The sequence below is a fragment of the Pseudomonas sp. NFPP12 genome, from assembly GCF_900103205.1.
Taxonomy (GTDB): Bacteria; Pseudomonadota; Gammaproteobacteria; order Pseudomonadales; family Pseudomonadaceae; genus Aquipseudomonas; species Aquipseudomonas protegens.
The window spans coordinates 77,846-94,108 of sequence record NZ_FMWW01000005.1 but is presented as its reverse complement, the minus strand read 5'-3'; the positions used below and the strand labels follow the sequence as shown (position 1 = coordinate 94,108).

Genomic DNA, 16,263 nt, shown 5'->3' with positions numbered 1-16,263 from the left:
TCTTGACGGGTCTGCTTCAATGACACCTGTCACTCATTCTCAAGGTCGAGTTCTCCCATGCAAATCTCCGGGAACACCGCTTTCTACGCCGGGCTGAACGCTATCCAGACCGGGCAGAATCGCGTCGATCAAGCCGCCGGCCAGATTGCCAGCACTGCAGTTGAACGCTCTGCCGGCAGCCAGTCGTCGGATGTTCAGGTTGACCGCCTGCGCGCTGTGGATCGCAGCCAGGAATCGGATCTGGCCAGCAGCATGGTGGAGATGTCCATGGGCAAGATCCAGGCAGAACTGGGCGTCAATGTCGCCAAGGCCTCGGATGAAGTCCTCGGCACCCTGATCGATACCTACGCCTGATTACCCTCTGCAAAAGCCCGGCCTCCCAGAGAGACCGGGCTTTTTCATGCCTTTTCTGTTGATAGCGGCTCTCGCTGATTCCTTTCCCTGACTGATTGCCGGTGCGTCGGCTCCTACACTTCATGGCAGTGCCGTGGGTGTTCGCCTGCGTATGCATTTTGTTTCGATGACGAAAGGCATTGGCGCGACGCTTGACAAGATTTGGGCGTAAACGTATGTTTCAAACAACTGTTTGACCGCTATAAAAACTCAACGCGGTTGTTCATTCCCGGTTACATCAGCAGAGGTTTATCGCTATGCCTGACTACAAGGCCCCCTTGCGTGATATTCGCTTCGTTCGTGACGAGCTGCTCGGCTATGAGGCGCATTATCAGAGCCTCCCGGCTTGCCAGGACGCCACTCCGGACATGGTTGACGCCATTCTCGAGGAAGGTGCCAAGTTTTGTGAGCAGGTGCTGGCTCCGCTGAACCGTGTGGGCGACCTGGAAGGTTGCACCTGGAGTGAATCCGGCGTTAAGACCCCCACCGGCTTCAAGGAAGCCTACAAGCAATTCGTCGAAGGCGGCTGGCCAAGCCTGGCTCACGACGTTGAGCACGGTGGTCAGGGCCTGCCTGAATCCCTGGGCCTGGCGGTCAGCGAAATGGTTGGCGAAGCCAACTGGTCGTGGGGCATGTACCCTGGCCTGTCCCATGGCGCGATGAACACCATTTCCGAGCATGGTACTGCCGAGCAGCAAGAGGCCTACCTGACCAAGCTGGTGTCCGGCGAATGGACCGGCACCATGTGCCTGACCGAGCCGCACTGTGGCACCGACCTGGGCATGCTGCGCACCAAGGCCGAACCTCAGGCCGATGGTTCCTACAAAGTCACTGGCACCAAGATCTTCATCTCTGCCGGTGAACACGATATGGCCGACAACATCGTCCACATCGTTCTGGCCCGCCTGCCGGACGCACCGGCCGGTACCAAGGGTATTTCGCTGTTCATCGTGCCCAAGTTCCTGCCTAACGCTGATGGCAGCGTAGGTCAGCGCAACGCCGTGAGCTGTGGTTCCCTGGAGCACAAGATGGGGATCCACGGTAACGCCACCTGCGTGATGAACTTCGACGCGGCCACCGGTTTCCTCATCGGCCCGGCGAACAAAGGCCTGAACTGCATGTTCACCTTCATGAACACCGCGCGCCTGGGTACCGCTCTGCAAGGCCTGGCCCATGCCGAAATCGGCTTCCAGGGCGGCCTGAAGTACGCTCGCGATCGCCTGCAAATGCGCTCCCTGACTGGCCCGAAAGCGCCGGACAAGGCTGCCGACCCGATCATCGTGCACCCTGACGTGCGCCGCATGCTGCTGACCATGAAGGCCTTCGCCGAAGGCAACCGGGCAATGGTCTACTTCACTGCCAAGCAGGTCGATATCGTCAAGTACGGTGTGGATGAAGAAGAGAAGAAGAAAGCCGACGCACTGCTGGCGTTCATGACTCCGATCGCCAAGGCGTTCATGACTGAAGTTGGTTTTGAATCCGCCAACCACGGTGTGCAGATCTATGGCGGCCACGGCTTCATCGCCGAGTGGGGCATGGAGCAGAACGTTCGCGACAGCCGTATCTCGATGCTGTACGAAGGCACCACCGGTATCCAGGCGCTCGACCTGCTGGGCCGTAAAGTGCTGATGACTCAGGGCGAGGCTCTGAAAGGCTTTACCAAGATCGTCCACAAGTTCTGCCAGAACAACGAAGGCAACGAAGCCGTCAAGGAATTCGTCGCACCTCTGGCTGCACTGAACAAAGAATGGGGCGAGCTGACCATGAAGGTCGGTATGGCTGCCATGAAAGATCGCGAAGAAGTCGGCGCGGCCTCCGTGGACTACCTGATGTACTCCGGTTATGCCTGCCTGGCCTACTTCTGGGCCGACATGGCACGCCTGGCGGCTGAAAAGCTGGCAGCCGGCACCACCGAAGAGGCGTTCTACACCGCCAAGCTGCAGACCGCGCGTTTCTACTTCCAGCGCATCCTGCCGCGTACCCGAACTCACGTTGCAACCATGCTTTCGGGTGCCAACAACCTGATGGACATGAAGGAAGAAGACTTCGGCCTGGCTTACTAAGCCCGACCGCAGTGATTCGAAAAGCCGTTCGCCCCTTGGGGCGAGCGGTTTTTTTATGCCCGCAGAATCTTCATGAAAATTCCCGACTAAATCGCTAAGCAGAAGCGATTTCCTGCCGTTAAAGAGATGGCAATGTGATGTCCATCACACCGCGTGTGCTTAACTTCAACAAATGAAGGCACAATGCCATTCATTGATCAGCCGGGTCGGAGTTTTACCCTTGCCGCGTTCTTTCGCTGTACGTTTCAGTCACTTTGTACCGTCTTTACTGCTTCTGCTTGCGGGGCTGGCGGCCGCCTACGTCAAGGACCTCAACGTCTTCTTCACCTCGCTGTTCAACGTGCTGCCAACCTTGGTGCTGTTGCTGGGCGGGGCGTATTGCGCGGTGTATCGGCGCCAGCGCGAGCTGTTCTTGATGGTCACCGTGTACATCGCCTATTTCCTGCTGGACACCCAGACCGACTACTACCGGGACAACGGCAGGGTCCGGGAAGACGCGGCGGTGGTGTTCCATCTCTGCTGCCTGTTGCTGCCCCTGTTGTTTGGCCTGTTCGCTGCCTGGCAGGAGCGCACGCACCTGTTCCAGGACATGGTGGCGCGTTTTGCCGTGCTGCTGGCCTTCGGCAGTGTGGCTCTGGGGCTCGAGCAGAGTTACCCGCAGGCTCTGCTGAACTGGTTGGCGGAGATCCGCTGGCCGGCCCTGCATGGCAGTTGGATGAGTTTGATCCAGTTGTCGTATCCAGTGTTCTTCGCGGCCTTCCTGCTGCTGGCGATCCAGTACTGGCGCAGTCCGCGTCCGCTGCATGCGGCGCAACTGGTGGGGCTCCTGGGGCTGTTCTGGATGCTGCCCAAGACCTTCATCCTGCCGTTCACCCTGAACATCATGTGCAGCCAGGTGATGCTGATGATCGCTGCTGCTGTCGCCCACGAGGCCTACCAGATGGCGTTCCGCGACGAGCTGACCGGCCTGCCGGGACGCCGCGCGCTTAACGAGCGCATGCAGCGCCTGGGGCGCAACTATGTGCTGGCGATGACCGACGTCGATCACTTCAAGAAATTCAATGACACCCACGGACACGATGTGGGCGACCAGGTGTTGCGCCTGGTGGCCAGCAAGCTCTCGAAAGTCACCGGGGGCGGCCGGGCCTACCGTTACGGAGGCGAGGAGTTTGCCGTGGTGTTCGCCGGCAAGACCATGGACGAATGCATGCCGCATCTGGAGATGATTCGCGAGATCATCGCCACCTACAACATTCAATTGCGTAATCAGGACAACCGCCCTCAGGACGACCAGCAGGGGCGCCAGCGGCGCGGTGTCGCTGCCGCGTCCAGTGTCTCGGTGACCATCAGTATCGGCGTCGCCGAGCGGCTGGCAGAGCACCGGACTCCGGAGGAAGTGCTCAAGGCTGCAGACCAGGCGCTCTACAGCGCCAAGGGGGCGGGGCGTAACTGTGTCATTGCATTCGGGCAGAACCGCCGCGGTGCGGTGCGCATGGATACAGCTGCGGGTTGAGTGATGATGGCGCATTCAGCGCCTGCACAGTCATTGGCAGGCTGAGGGCGGCGGCAGTAGGTTGGTCTGATCTGCTGCCGGAGAAACCACCATGCCCGAGTATCAAGCCCCCTTGCGCGACATGCGCTTTCTGATCGATCACGTCTTCGACTTTCATGCCAGTTACGCGGCGTTGGGGGCCACTGACGCCAGCCCGGACATGGTCAGTGCCATCCTCGAGGAAGGCGCGAAATTCTGCGAAAACGTCTTGGCCCCATTGAACCGTTCCGGTGACGAGGAAGGTTGCCACTTTGATAACGGCGTGGTCACCACGCCCAAGGGCTTCAAGCAGGCCTTCGCCCAGTACGTTGAAGGCGGCTGGCACGGGTTGGCCGCCGATCCGGCCTATGGCGGCCAGGGACTGCCCCACTCGCTGGGGCTGGTGATCAGCGAGATGGTGGGCTCCAGCAACACCTCCTGGGGCATGTACCCGGGCCTGACCCACGGTGCCATGTCGGCTATTCATGCCCACGGCAGCGCGGAACAGAAGCAGTTGTACCTGGGCAAGCTCACCGCCGGGCAATGGACCGGCACCATGTGCCTGACCGAAGCCCATTGCGGCACTGATCTTGGCATCATCAAGACTCGCGCGGTGCCCCAGGCAGACGGCAGCTATGCGGTGACGGGGAGCAAGATCTTCATCTCCGCCGGCGAGCACGACATGAGCGAGAACATCGTTCACCTGGTGTTGGCCAAGCTGCCGGACGCGCCGGCCGGAACCAAGGGTATTTCGCTGTTCATCGTGCCCAAGTTCCTGCCGGATGCGGCAGGTGAGGCCGGCGAGCGCAATGGCGTGAGCTGCGGCTCCATCGAGCACAAGATGGGGATCAAGGCGTCCGCGACCTGTGTACTGAACTTCGACGGTGCCAGGGGCTTTCTGATTGGTCAGGCCAACAAAGGCCTGAACTGCATGTTCACCATGATGAACCACGCCCGCCTGGGGACCGGAATGCAGGGCCTGTGTCTGGGTGAAACCAGCTTCCAGGGGGCGATCAGATACGCCAACGATCGTTTGCAGATGCGGTCGCTGACCGGCCCCAAGTCTCCGGACAAGGCGGCGGACCCGATCATTGTCCACCCTGATGTGCGGCGCATGCTGCTGACCATGAAGGCGTTCAACGAAGGCAACCGGGCCCTGGCCTACTTCACGGCCCAGTTGCTGGATGTGGCGCATCTGAGCCGCGATGAAGCCCAGCGCCAGGACGCCGAGAACCTCCTGGCGTTCCTCACCCCGATCTGCAAGGCCTTCATGACCGAGACCGGGCTGGAAGTGACCAACCACGGCATGCAGGTGTTCGGCGGTCATGGGTTTATTCGCGAATGGGGCATGGAGCAGTTGGTACGTGATTGCCGCATTGCTCCGATCTATGAAGGTACCAATGGCATCCAGGCTCTGGACCTGCTGGGCCGCAAGGTGCTGGGTAGCCAGGGCAAGCTGCTGCTGGGCTTTACCCGGATTGTGCACAAGTTCTGCAGCGCGCATGCCGAGCATCCGCAGCTCCAGGCTTATGTCGCGCAACTCGATGCCTTGAACCGTCAGTGGGGCGAGTTGACCACCAAGGTCGGCATGGCAGCCATGAACAACCCCGACGAAGTGGGGGCTGCGGCCTTGGATTACCTGATGTACAGCGGCTACATCGTCCTGGCCTATTTCTGGTTGCGCATGGCTCTGGTCGCACAGCAGCAACTGGACGCCGGGCAGGGCGACCAGGACTTCGCCACCGCCAAGCTGATCACCTGCGAGTTCTATTTCAAGCGCCTGCTGCCCCGTACGGGGGCTCATCGGGCGGCTATCGAGGCCGGCAGTGATTGCCTGATGAAGCTTCCCGCGCAGTTGTTCGCCTTGTAACTGCTAGGGCGGCACGAACAAAGCCCGCTGCTGCGGGTTTTTTCGTGCTTGGGAATATCTGTGACTAAAAATTACATAAAGGTCACTAGTTGACCCTATGTGTCGCAAAAGTTGTTCGGGTACACTCTGGTTTTCTAAATGGGTCCGTTTCGGCCCGCTTTTTTAGTTCTTGCGAGGTTTGCCATGGCTGACTACAAAGCGCCCTTGCGCGATATGCGCTTCGTCCTCAATGAAGTTTTCGAGGTCGCCAAACTCTGGGCCCAGTTGCCGGCTCTGGCTGAGACTGTGGATGTCGAGACGGTCGAGGCGATTCTGGAGGAAGCGGGCAAAGTCACCGCCAGAAGCATTGCTCCGCTGAGTCGCGGTGCCGACGAGGAAGGTTGCCACTGGGACAACACCGTGGTGACCACCCCTGAAGGTTTCCCACAGGCCTATCAGACCTACGCCGAAGGTGGCTGGGTCGGCGTGGGTGGCGATCCCGAGTTCGGCGGCATGGGCATGCCCAAGGCGGTATCGGCCCAGGTCGAGGAAATGGTCAACTCCGCGAGCCTGGCCTTTGGCCTGTACCCGATGCTGACTGCCGGGGCCTGCCTGTCGATCAACGCCCATGCCAGCGAAGAGCTGAAAGCCACCTACCTGCCGAACATGTATGCCGGTGTCTGGGCAGGCTCCATGTGCCTGACCGAGCCCCATGCCGGTACCGATCTGGGGATTATCCGCACCAAGGCCGAGCCTCGGGCCGACGGTTCCTATGCCATCAGCGGAACCAAGATCTTCATTACCGGTGGTGAGCACGACCTGACGGAAAACATCATTCACCTGGTGCTGGCCAAGCTGCCGGATGCGCCGGCTGGCCCCAAGGGTATTTCCCTGTTCCTGGTGCCCAAGTTCATGGTCAATGCCGATGGCAGCCTGGGCGAGCGCAACCCGGTGACCTGTGGTTCGATCGAGCACAAGATGGGCATCCAGGCTTCGGCCACGTGCGTGATGAACTTCGATCAGGCCATCGGTTACCTGGTGGGTGAACCGAACAAGGGCCTGGCGGCCATGTTCACCATGATGAACTACGAGCGTTTGGGGGTAGGTATCCAGGGGCTGGCCACTGGCGAGCGTTCCTACCAGAACGCTATTGAATATGCCCGTGATCGCCTGCAGAGCCGCTCGCCTACCGGCCCGCAAGCCAAGGACAAGGTAGCCGACCCGATCATTGTGCACCCGGATGTGCGGCGCATGCTGCTGACCATGAAGGCTGCAAACGAAGGCGGCCGGGCGTTTTCCACCTACGTGGCGATGCAGTTGGATACCGCCAAGTTCAGCGAAGATCCGGATACCCGCAAGCGCGCGGAAAGCCTGGTGGCACTGCTGACCCCGGTGGCCAAGGCTTTCCTGACCGACCTGGGTCTGGAAACCACGGTTCATGGCCAGCAGATCTTCGGCGGCCACGGCTATATCCGTGAGTGGGGCCAGGAACAACTGGTGCGCGATGTGCGGATTACCCAGATCTACGAGGGCACCAACGGTATCCAGGCTCTGGATCTGGTGGGACGCAAGATCGTCGGGAGCGGCGGTGCGTTCTATAAGCTGTTCGCCGACGAGATCCGCCATTTCACCGCTACGGCGGATGAGCAATGGGGGGAGTTCACCCGCCCGCTGAACGCGGCGCTGGACAATCTGGATGAGCTGACCGCCTGGGTATTGGACCGGTCCGCCAGCAACCCCAACGAAATCGGGGCAGCGTCGGTGGAATACCTGCAGGTATTTGGCTACACCGCCTACGCCTACATGTGGGCACTGATGGCCAAGGCTGCGTTGGGCAAGGAGCAGGAAGACGACTTCTATGCCAGCAAACTGGGGACGGCGCGGTTCTACTTCGCCCGCCTGCTGCCGCGTATCCACTCGCTTAGCGCCTCGGTCAAGGCCGGTAGCGAATCGCTGTTCCTGTTGCAGGCTGAGCAGTTTTAACCAGCAAGGGTGTTTGTAAGTCATCTCTTACATAACGTGCTGCTGATCGTCCATATCGGTAGATGACGGCTGAAGCTAATCTACTTCACATGGACGTCGCGCAGGAAGCGCAAAGCAACAACACGGACACGTAGGATTCCGCCAGGATGGTGGAGTGAAAAGGATGTCAGGGAAACAGTCTGCAAAGCCCCGCTTCGGCGGGGTTTTCTTTTGTCCGGGTTTTATATTTTGGCAGGCTTATCCCGGCACCTCCACGGCGGAAGTTCCCCCCAGGCGCGATTCCTGCGCATTCATCGAGTCTTCCAACAAGCTGCGCAGCAGCTCCAGCGTCCCCTGCTGACGCTGCAGATCCCGGCAGACCAACCCCACCTTTAGCGGCACCCTGGGCTCGCTCAGCGGCTTCCACAACAGTTCCTTGTTGCCGTGCTGCTGTTGGGAGCGTCCGGGAAGCACGGTGGCCAGCCGTGTATGGGGCAGGCTGTCGAGAATCCCGGCCATGTTGTTCAGCTCCGCCTGCACCTGCGGGCGCCGCCCCAGATTGGCCAGTTGAGCCTGCCAGATCTGGCGGATCTGGAACTCCTCTCCCAACAACAGCATCGGCAACTCTGCTGCCTGGCTCATGGAGACCTTCTTGAATTCGCGCAGCGGATGCTGCTCCGGGATGACCAGAGTCAGTTCATCTTCGTACAGCGGTACCCCATGCAGACCTGGCTGGCGTGGCGGCAAGTAGCTGATGCCGATATCCAGCGAGCCATTGAGCAGGCGCCTTTCGATCTCCAGGCCGGTCAATTCATAGATCTGCACCACAAGATGGGGCTGGGCCTTGCGTACACGCTCAAGCATCTGCGGTACCAGGCTGGTATGCACGGTTTGCAGTACGCCGATCGCCAAGGTGCGCAGCGCCTGGCCCTTGAAGTTGCGCAAGGCTTCGCGGGCCTGTTGCAAGCCGTCGAGCAGGGGCAGGGCGTGGTTGTACAGCGTATGCGCCGCCAGTGTCGGCAACAGGCGTTTACTGCTGCGCTCGAACAGGCTGACGTCGAGGTTCTGTTCCAGCTGGCGGATCTGCTGGGAAAGCGCCGGTTGCGAGATCGACAGCCGTTCGGCGGCACGTCCCACATGACCTTCTTCATACACCGCGACGAAATAACGCAGCTGCTTAAAATCCATAAGTATTTCTTATCGAAAAAGCTTAAAAAACGAAATGGCCCGAAGCCCCTGAGGGGCCTAGTCTAGCGCCTATTCACAAGGCTTACAGGGCCACGAAGGGCGATGAATACCGTTTGCGTCGATGGTGTTTACATAGGCAAGGCAAAAAATCTCGGCCAGGGTCTGGTCTGCGACACCGACAAGTACCCGGTTGCCAACCGACTCTGGTTGTGGCCACAAGGCCTGGGCAGCGATGAGCACGGCGATCCGCGCTTTCACACCGGTCCCGAGCGCGCCTTGCATCATTACCCCGCTGAACACTATGACCACTGGCGCAAACGTTACCCACAGTTCGCCTGGTGCGCGCCGGCCTTCGGTGAAAACCTGTCCACCCATGGCCTCACCGAAGAACAGGTGTGCCTGGGCGATCTGTTTCGCTGGGGCGGTGCGCTATTGCAGGTCAGCCAACCGCGTTCGCCCTGCTATCGCCTGAGCCATCGCTGGGGCCTGGCCAATCTGCCGCAACAGGCCCAGGACAATGGTCGTTGCGGCTGGTTTTACCGGGTCCTCAAGCCAGGCTTCGTACAAGCGGATGAACCTTTTGAACTGATTCAGCGCAGTTACCCCGGCCTCACCGTGGCCTGGGCCCTGCACTGTTTTTTCCAGGAACCTCTGGAGCATGCTGGCTTGAAAACCCTCATTGATTGCCCGGCGCTTTCCTCGCGCTGGCGTGATATCGCTATCAAGCGCATGCGTACTGGCCGGGTTGAAGACTGGTCCGCGCGCCTGCTGGGGCTGCCGCTGGAGGGCCTGCGGGCATGAATCTGTTCAACCTGCGCCGCACTGTGCCGAGCCTGGAAGATCTGGCCGTCGAGCCCTATGCAAACGCTTCGGCCCCGGCCTTTTCCAACGAGTGCCTGATGCCCAGTGTGCAGCGTCCCCAACCGGTCTTCGTGCGCGGCCAGGGCTCTTGGCTATGGGACAGTGAAGACCGTACTTACCTGGACTTCACCCAGGCCGGGGCCGCCAACAGTCTTGGCCACAGCCCGTCGGTCCTGGTCGCCGCGCTTGCCGAGCAGGCGCAGTCGCTGATCAACCCGGGTTCCGGGTTCTACAACCGTGGGATGCTCAAGCTGGCCGATCGCCTGTGCCGCAGCACCGACAGCGACCAGGCCTACCTGCTGAGCAGCGGCACTGAAGCTTGCGAGGCCGCAATCAAGCTGGCGCGTAAATGGGGGCAACTGCATCGTGGCGGCGCGGCTGGCATCATCACTGCCAGCCAGAGCTGCCATGGTCGTGGCTTTGCTGCGTTGTCGGCGGCTGGCAGCGGCGCTCCGGGCAATCGTTTCGGCCCCGGGCTGCCGGGTTTCAGCCAGGTGCCGTTCAACGATCTGCCGGCTTTGCACGCGGCGGTGGATGCGCAAACCGTGGCGATCATGCTGGAGCCGATCCAGAGTGAGGCTGGTGTCATTCCGGCGACCGAGCATTACCTCAAGGGTGTCGAGCGCCTGTGCCGTGAACTGGGCATCCTGCTGATTCTCGATGAGGTCCAGACCGGCATCGGCCGCTGCGGCACCCTGCTGGCCGAACAGCTGTATGGCGTGCGTGCCGACATCATCGCTCTGGGCAAGGGGCTCGGCGGTGGCGTGCCACTGGCGGCGTTGCTGGCACGGGGCAAGGCCTGCTGTTTCGAGGCGGGCGAGCTGGATGGCACTCACCATGGCAATGCGCTGATGACCTCGGCCGGCCTGGCTGTCCTGGACAGCCTGCAGGAGCATGGCTTTCTCCAGCAGGCGCGCCATAACGGCCAGTACCTGGGGCAGGAACTGACCCGCCTGGCGAGCCGGTATGCACAGGGCCAAGTGCGGGGGCAGGGTTTGTTCTGGGGCATGACCCTGGCGGATGAGTCCGCCGACGCGGTGGTCAAGGCTGCCCTGCATGAAGGCTTGCTGCTCAGCGCGCCGCAACCGGACTGCCTGCGTTTTACCCCGGCATTGAGTGTCAGCAAAGGCAATATCGACGAGATGCTCCTGCGCCTGGCTCGGGCTTTTTCCCGGGTGCGCACGGCGCAATTGCACTGTCGCAAGGGAGTGGCCGTCTGATGCGTGTACTGATCCTGCAACATTCGCCTGCCTCCGGGCCGGGGCGGATCAACCAGTGGCTACTGGAGCGGGCGAGCGCCGTGCACATCTGCCATCTGTACGCCCAGGCACGTTTGCCGCGGCTCGATAGTTTCGACCTGCTGATCGCTCTGGGTGGGCCCATGAGTGTGCACGACGAGGCCCAGACTCCTTGGCTGGCCGCGGAAAAACGCCTGTTGCGCAAGGCCCTGTCTGCCGGCAAGCGCGTGCTGGGCATCGGCCTGGGTGGCCAGCTCCTGGCGCAGGCGCTGGGGGCGCAGGTTCGCCCCAGTGCAGCGCGGGAGATTGGCTGGTGGCCTGTGGAAAAGTACCCCAATGCCCAGGACTCGCCTTTGGGGCTGGCCTTGCCGGAACGTCTGATGGCCTTTCATTGGCACGGCGAAAGCTTCGATCTGCCCAAGGGCGCGTTGCCGCTCTATCGCTCGGCGGCCTGCGATCACCAGGGCTTTATCTGGCAGGAGCGGGCCATCGGCTTGCAATGCCTGTTGCAGAGCGACTTGCACAGCATCGAGGCACTTTTGCAGGCGCGCCCCAACGGTTGGCTGAGCGCTGAACACAGCGCCGAGCCCGATAGCGTCGAGGATCAACAGGCGATTCTCGCCGGAATCCCGCATTGCAGTGGCCTGGCACCCACTCTGTTCCGGGTGCTGGATTACCTTTCCGGGCCACATGCGACCTTACGTTGACTGACTTCCTGAACCGTCTCGCGGTATAACGCATCGCCCCGTGTCCGATTTTTCGCACGGGGCGTTTTTTTATCTCCAGCTTTTTCAAACCCCCTCTTTGTTCTTGCAACCTCCTTCAAGTACCGGCTCGTTGTACGGGCGCCATGGCCATCAAGCTGTTGAGCGTGGTGCAGGAACATGGCCTCCAGATCCTCGCCCGAGTGGCAGCGCGGCCTCGAATCGCTCTGAACCCTGGCGTATGGCCAAGGTCGATTGCAGGTAAGGCTCATTCGAGCCGATTGTTATCAGGAGCTGCCCATGGACTTGATCCGCATCATCTTCGCCATTCTCTTGCCGCCCCTGGGGGTCTTCCTGCAAGTGGGGTTTGGCGGCGCTTTCTGGCTGAACATCCTGCTGACCCTGTGCGGCTACATTCCGGGGATCGTGCATGCGGTGTACATCATCGCCAAACGCTGATGGTCTGCCCGTTCCAGGGGAACGGGCAGTAGCTGATCAGTGCTGTGCCTGCAGCACACGGCGGTAAAACCGCCACTCCTGCTCCAGGGCGTGGGCCTGGTTGCTGGCCTTGCGAAAGCCGTGGCGCTCATCGGGATAGTAGTGGGCCTCGGCGGCGATGCCCTGGTCCTGTAGTGCCTTGAGCATGTCGCGGGTCTGCTTGGGCACCACCACCGCATCCTGCTCCCCCTGGAAAAACACCACCGGCACGCCGATGCTGCTGGCGTGGGCCAGGGGAGTACGGGCCAGATAACGTTCGCTGTCGCGTTCAGGATCGCCGATCAGCCAGTCCAGGTAGTCGCCTTCGAACTTGTGGGTGGCGCGGGCCAGGCTGATCGGATCACTGACTCCGTAGAGGCTGGCTCCGGCGCAGAAGACCTTGGCGAAGGCCAGGGCGCAGAGGGTGGTGTAGCCCCCCGAGCTGCCGCCGCGTATGAATGCCTGTTGCGGATCGATCAGCCCCTGCTCATCCAGGTGGGCCACCACGGCGCAGGCGTCTTGCACATCCACCTCGCCCCAGCGCAGGTGCAGGGCCTGGCGATAGACCCGGCCATATCCGGTGCTGCCGCGGTAGTTCAGGTCGGCCACGGCAAAGCCGCGCTGGGTCCAGAACTGGATACGCGGGTCGAGTATCGGGTAACAGGCCGAAGTCGGGCCGCCGTGGATGAACACCACCAAGGGCGGCCGGTTGACACCGTTCATGGCCGGGTAGAAGAAGCCGTGGGCCTGGCCGTCGCCGCTGGGGTAGCACAGGGTCTGCGGGCGGCTGATGCGTTCCGCCGGCAGAGGGGCAATCCCTCCCGCCAGGACTTGGACCTGCCGGGTCTTGCGGTCTATGGCGATAACGGCCGAGGGGCTGACAGGCGAGGCCGCGATGCAGTACAGGTAGTGCTGGTCTAGCGCCAGGCTGCGGAAGCGGCTGTAGTCGCTGCCAAAGTCCTGCTGGAAACCGTCGTCCTGACGCAGCCCGAGGCGGCCAAAACCCTGCTCGGTCCAGCTGCCAAACCAGGCATCGCCGCCCAGGGGCAGCCAAGTGCAACTTCCCAGTTGCCAAGGCGCCGGGGCATGGTCCGCGGCGGTGCTGGGCAACGGCCGCAAACCATCGCTCGATTCGGCCCAGGGTTGCCAGAAACCGCCGCGATCGCTGAGACAATACAGATGATCGTGCTGGTCGAAGCGCGGCTGTTGCAGTGACTCTGGCTCGCCATCGCCCGCCACGCAGCGGGGATCCCCCCAGGTCCCGTTGCCCAGGCGCTCAGCAAGCATCAGGCGGGTGCTGGTCCAAGGTTGATGGGGCCGGTCCCACTCGATCCAGGCCAGGCGCAGACCATTGGGGCTGAGGGTAGGAGCGGCATAGAAGTCGGCCCCGGCAGCCAGTAGCCGGCGTTGACCGGTGATGCTGTCAATGCTCACCAGTTGGTGTTGTTCGGCGCACTCCTCGACGGCCAGCACCTGGCCAGCGTGGCATCGCAGGTCACCGTAGCGGCACGTGCCTTGAGTCAAGGCGCTGGGCGCTCCACCGGCCAGGGGCTGGCGATACAGCTGCTGGTCCGCCTCGTTGACGAACAGCAGGGCATCATCGCTGAGGCAGAAGGCGCCACCACCGTATTCATAGACCCGGCTGCGCACGCTGAAGCCGGCCGGCGTCAGGCACTGGGCCTGGCCCTGATGCCACTGCCAGATCCGGCAGCGGCCGTCCTCGGGACGATATTCATTCCAGAACAGGCCGTGGGTCGTCAGTTGCAGTTCGGCAAAATCGACCCCGGCCGTAGTGGCCTGGCTGGCGCTGAAGGGCTCAACCCTTGGCGATGAGGCGGGAGTTTCGTTCATTGCGAAAAGCCAGTTGCTCGATGGTGTGGGTGGCCGTTTCAGACTCTTCACGGGCCTGGAGGATCATCCCATGGTGTGGCGATTTGCTGCACACCGGATCGGCATTGCTGGCATCTCCGGTCAGCATGAAGGCCTGGCAGCGGCAGCCGCCGAAGTCCTTTTCCTTCTCGTCGCAGGAGCGGCAGGGTTCGGGCATCCAGTCGTACCCGCGAAAGCGGTTGAAACCGAATGAGTCGTACCAGATGTGCTGCATGCTGTGGTCGCGCACATTGGGGAACTGCACCGGCATCTGCCGTGCGCCGTGGCAAGGCAGTGCGGTGCCGTCCGGAGTCACGGTGAGGAAGATGCTGCCCCAGCCGTTCATGCAGGCCTTGGGGCGCTCCTCGTAGTAGTCCGGAGTGACGAAGATCAGCTTGCAGGGATGCCCTTGGGCTTCCAGCCTGGCGCGGTATTCGTTGGTGATGCGCTCGGCGCGCACCAGTTGTTCCTTGGTCGGCAGCAGGCCCACGCGGTTGAGCTGGGCCCAGCCGTAGAACTGGCAGGTGGCGAGCTCGACGAAATCGGCTTCCAGGGCGATGCACAGCTCGATGATGCGGTCGATCTTGTCGATGTTGTGCCGGTGGGTGACGAAGTTCAGCACCATCGGATAGCCGTGGGCCTTGACCGCACGGGCCATCTCCAGCTTCTGCGCGAAGGCCTTTTTCGAACCGGCCAGCAGGTTGTTCACCTGTTCGTCGCTGGCCTGGAAGCTGATCTGGATATGGTCCAGGCCGGCTTTCTTGAAGTCGCTGATCTTCTGCTCGGTGAGGCCGATGCCGGAGGTGATCAGGTTGGTATAGAAGCCCAGCTTGCGCGCCTCGCCGATCAGTTCGGCCAGGTCCTGGCGCACCAGCGGCTCGCCGCCGGAGAAACCCAGCTGCGCTGCACCCATTTCCCGCGCTTCGCGAAATACCTTGATCCACTGCTCGGTGCTCAGCTCCTTGCCCTGCTCGGCGAAGTCCAGGGGGTTGGAGCAGTAGGGGCACTGCAGCGGGCAGCGGTAGGTCAGCTCGGCCAGCAGCCACAGCGGCAGGCCAACTTCCGGTTTGCCGGGCAGAACCGCCGGTTCAGGCGAGTTCGATCCAGTGCTGAGCACGGGCGACCTCCATGAACTGCTCGATATCTTCACCGAGCTCGGCCACCCCCGGGAACTGGATTTCCAGCTCGCTGATGATCGCCGCCACGTCACGTTCGCCATCGATCAGGCCGCCAATCAGGGCAGCACTGTCGTTGAGCTTGATCATGCCCTCGGGGTACAGCAGGACGTGGCCCTTTTGCGCCGGTTCATACTGGAAGCGGTAGCCGGGGCGCCAGCGTGGGGTTTTACTGCGGTCGAAACTCATAGGGTGATCCCCTTATGCCAGACCCGCTGATCGGTGACGCTGTGATAGGGCGGGCGGTTCAGTTCATAGGCCATGCTCATGGCGTCGAGCATGCTCCAAAGGATGTCCAGTTTGAACTGGAGAATTTCCAGCATGCGTTCCTGGCCGGCACGGGTGGTGTAGTGCTGCAGGGTGATCGCCAGGCCGTGCTCGACATCGCGGCGGGCCTGGCCCAGGCGGGTGCGGAAGTACTCGTAGCCAGTGGGGTCGATCCATGGGTAATGCTGGGGCCAGCTGTCCAGGCGCGACTGGTGGATTTGCGGCGCGAACAGTTCGGTCAGCGAGCTGCTGGCCGCCTCCTGCCAACTGGCCCGGCGAGCAAAATTGACATAGGCGTCCACGGCAAAGCGCACACCGGGCAGCACCAGTTCCTGGGAGCGCAACTGGTCCGGATCCAGGCCCACGGCCTGGCCCAGGCGCAGCCAGGCCTCGATGCCGCCGTCCTCGCCCGGGGCGCCGTCATGGTCCAGCAGGCGCTGGATCCATTCGCGGCGAATCTCCCGGTCCGGACAGTTGGCGAGGATCGCCGCGTCCTTCATGGGGATGTTCACCTGGTAATAGAAGCGGTTGGCGACCCAGCCCTGGATCTGCTCGCGGGTCGCCCGGCCTTCATACATCGCCACGTGATAAGGGTGATGGATGTGGTAGTAGGCGCCTTTGGCGCGCAGTGCCTGCTCGAATTCGGCGGCGGACAGCGGGGTGTCGGTCATGTGTGTTCTCCGGGG

Annotated in this window: 14 protein-coding genes; 9 read left to right on the top strand and 5 right to left on the bottom strand. The window is 61.8% G+C overall.

Annotated features, from left to right (window positions below; all coding sequences use genetic code 11):
• Positions 1–57 precede the first annotated feature (57 nt).
• The 5 genes from BLS75_RS21535 to BLS75_RS21515 all read left to right on the top strand — a co-directional run bounded on the left by BLS75_RS21535 (position 58) and on the right by BLS75_RS21515 (position 7,819).
• On the top strand, positions 58–354 hold the full coding sequence (locus BLS75_RS21535) for a hypothetical protein (protein WP_011063863.1): 297 nt from the start codon (positions 58–60) through the stop codon (positions 352–354).
• Between the two features lie 296 nt (positions 355–650).
• On the top strand, positions 651–2,456 hold the full coding sequence (locus tag BLS75_RS21530) for a phenylacyl-CoA dehydrogenase (RefSeq protein ID WP_015637270.1): 1,806 nt from the start codon (positions 651–653) through the stop codon (positions 2,454–2,456).
• Between the two features lie 220 nt (positions 2,457–2,676).
• Positions 2,677–3,969, top strand: coding sequence for a GGDEF domain-containing protein (locus BLS75_RS21525; protein WP_011063861.1), 1,293 nt, complete (start codon positions 2,677–2,679; stop codon positions 3,967–3,969).
• Positions 3,970–4,060: 91 nt separating this feature from the next.
• Positions 4,061–5,857 carry an acyl-CoA dehydrogenase C-terminal domain-containing protein gene (locus tag BLS75_RS21520; protein ID WP_011063860.1) on the top strand — a complete coding sequence of 599 codons (1,797 nt, stop codon included), beginning with the start codon at positions 4,061–4,063 and terminating at the stop codon, positions 5,855–5,857.
• A 183-nt stretch (positions 5,858–6,040) separates the two neighbouring features.
• Positions 6,041–7,819 carry an acyl-CoA dehydrogenase C-terminal domain-containing protein gene (locus tag BLS75_RS21515; protein ID WP_019094528.1) on the top strand — a complete coding sequence of 593 codons (1,779 nt, stop codon included), beginning with the start codon at positions 6,041–6,043 and terminating at the stop codon, positions 7,817–7,819.
• Positions 7,820–8,056: 237 nt separating this feature from the next.
• Here the strand turns inward: BLS75_RS21515 and BLS75_RS21510 are convergent, their stop codons facing one another.
• Positions 8,057–8,986: a LysR family transcriptional regulator gene (locus tag BLS75_RS21510; protein ID WP_072451755.1), complete on the bottom strand. Its 930-nt coding sequence runs from the start codon at positions 8,984–8,986 to the stop codon at positions 8,057–8,059.
• A gap of 102 nt (positions 8,987–9,088) precedes the next feature.
• Here BLS75_RS21510 and BLS75_RS21505 point away from each other — a divergent pair, with 102 nt between their 5' ends.
• The 4 genes from BLS75_RS21505 to BLS75_RS21490 all read left to right on the top strand — a co-directional run bounded on the left by BLS75_RS21505 (position 9,089) and on the right by BLS75_RS21490 (position 12,248).
• Positions 9,089–9,787, top strand: coding sequence for an MOSC domain-containing protein (locus tag BLS75_RS21505; protein ID WP_011063857.1), 699 nt, complete (start codon positions 9,089–9,091; stop codon positions 9,785–9,787).
• Positions 9,784–11,067 (top strand): aspartate aminotransferase family protein, encoded by a 1,284-nt coding sequence (locus BLS75_RS21500; protein WP_072451754.1) that lies wholly within the window; start codon positions 9,784–9,786, stop codon positions 11,065–11,067. Before BLS75_RS21505 ends, BLS75_RS21500 begins: the two co-directional genes overlap by 4 nt.
• Positions 11,067–11,792 (top strand): type 1 glutamine amidotransferase, encoded by a 726-nt coding sequence (locus BLS75_RS21495; RefSeq protein WP_011063855.1) that lies wholly within the window; start codon positions 11,067–11,069, stop codon positions 11,790–11,792. Before BLS75_RS21500 ends, BLS75_RS21495 begins: the two co-directional genes overlap by 1 nt.
• Positions 11,793–12,089: 297 nt before the next feature.
• On the top strand, positions 12,090–12,248 hold the full coding sequence (locus BLS75_RS21490; protein WP_011063854.1) for a YqaE/Pmp3 family membrane protein: 159 nt from the start codon (positions 12,090–12,092) through the stop codon (positions 12,246–12,248).
• Between the two features lie 36 nt (positions 12,249–12,284).
• On the opposite strand, the gene BLS75_RS21485 is transcribed toward BLS75_RS21490, so the two are convergent.
• From BLS75_RS21485 to pqqC, 4 genes are read right to left on the bottom strand one after another with little or no spacing between them, the layout of a single operon-like run.
• On the bottom strand, positions 12,285–14,117 hold the full coding sequence (locus BLS75_RS21485) for a S9 family peptidase (protein ID WP_072451753.1): 1,833 nt from the start codon (positions 14,115–14,117) through the stop codon (positions 12,285–12,287).
• Positions 14,083–15,252 carry a pyrroloquinoline quinone biosynthesis protein PqqE gene (gene pqqE, locus BLS75_RS21480; RefSeq protein ID WP_019094523.1) on the bottom strand — a complete coding sequence of 390 codons (1,170 nt, stop codon included), beginning with the start codon at positions 15,250–15,252 and terminating at the stop codon, positions 14,083–14,085. The genes BLS75_RS21485 and pqqE overlap by 35 nt, the downstream gene beginning before the upstream one ends.
• Positions 15,224–15,499 carry a pyrroloquinoline quinone biosynthesis peptide chaperone PqqD gene (gene pqqD, locus BLS75_RS21475; RefSeq protein WP_011063851.1) on the bottom strand — a complete coding sequence of 92 codons (276 nt, stop codon included), beginning with the start codon at positions 15,497–15,499 and terminating at the stop codon, positions 15,224–15,226. Before pqqD ends, pqqE begins: the two co-directional genes overlap by 29 nt.
• Positions 15,496–16,248 (bottom strand): pyrroloquinoline-quinone synthase PqqC, encoded by a 753-nt coding sequence (pqqC, locus tag BLS75_RS21470; RefSeq protein ID WP_011063850.1) that lies wholly within the window; start codon positions 16,246–16,248, stop codon positions 15,496–15,498. The genes pqqD and pqqC overlap by 4 nt, the downstream gene beginning before the upstream one ends.
• Between the last annotated feature and the right edge of the window lie 15 nt (positions 16,249–16,263).

Excerpts from the sequence above, each read along its gene's own strand:
- BLS75_RS21495 (WP_011063855.1), top strand. The coding sequence starts at position 11,067 with ATGCGTGTACTGATCCTGCAACATTCGCCTGCCTCCGGGCCGGGGCGG.
- pqqD (WP_011063851.1), bottom strand. The coding sequence starts at position 15,499 with ATGAGTTTCGACCGCAGTAAAACCCCACGCTGGCGCCCCGGCTACCGC.
- BLS75_RS21505 (WP_011063857.1), top strand. The coding sequence starts at position 9,089 with ATGAATACCGTTTGCGTCGATGGTGTTTACATAGGCAAGGCAAAAAAT.
- BLS75_RS21500 (WP_072451754.1), top strand. The coding sequence starts at position 9,784 with ATGAATCTGTTCAACCTGCGCCGCACTGTGCCGAGCCTGGAAGATCTG.
- BLS75_RS21535 (WP_011063863.1), top strand. The coding sequence starts at position 58 with ATGCAAATCTCCGGGAACACCGCTTTCTACGCCGGGCTGAACGCTATC.
- BLS75_RS21520 (WP_011063860.1), top strand. The coding sequence starts at position 4,061 with ATGCCCGAGTATCAAGCCCCCTTGCGCGACATGCGCTTTCTGATCGAT.
- pqqC (WP_011063850.1), bottom strand. The coding sequence starts at position 16,248 with ATGACCGACACCCCGCTGTCCGCCGCCGAATTCGAGCAGGCACTGCGC.
- BLS75_RS21515 (WP_019094528.1), top strand. The coding sequence starts at position 6,041 with ATGGCTGACTACAAAGCGCCCTTGCGCGATATGCGCTTCGTCCTCAAT.
- BLS75_RS21510 (WP_072451755.1), bottom strand. The coding sequence starts at position 8,986 with ATGGATTTTAAGCAGCTGCGTTATTTCGTCGCGGTGTATGAAGAAGGT.
- BLS75_RS21530 (WP_015637270.1), top strand. The coding sequence starts at position 651 with ATGCCTGACTACAAGGCCCCCTTGCGTGATATTCGCTTCGTTCGTGAC.
- BLS75_RS21485 (WP_072451753.1), bottom strand. The coding sequence starts at position 14,117 with ATGAACGAAACTCCCGCCTCATCGCCAAGGGTTGAGCCCTTCAGCGCC.
- BLS75_RS21490 (WP_011063854.1), top strand. The coding sequence starts at position 12,090 with ATGGACTTGATCCGCATCATCTTCGCCATTCTCTTGCCGCCCCTGGGG.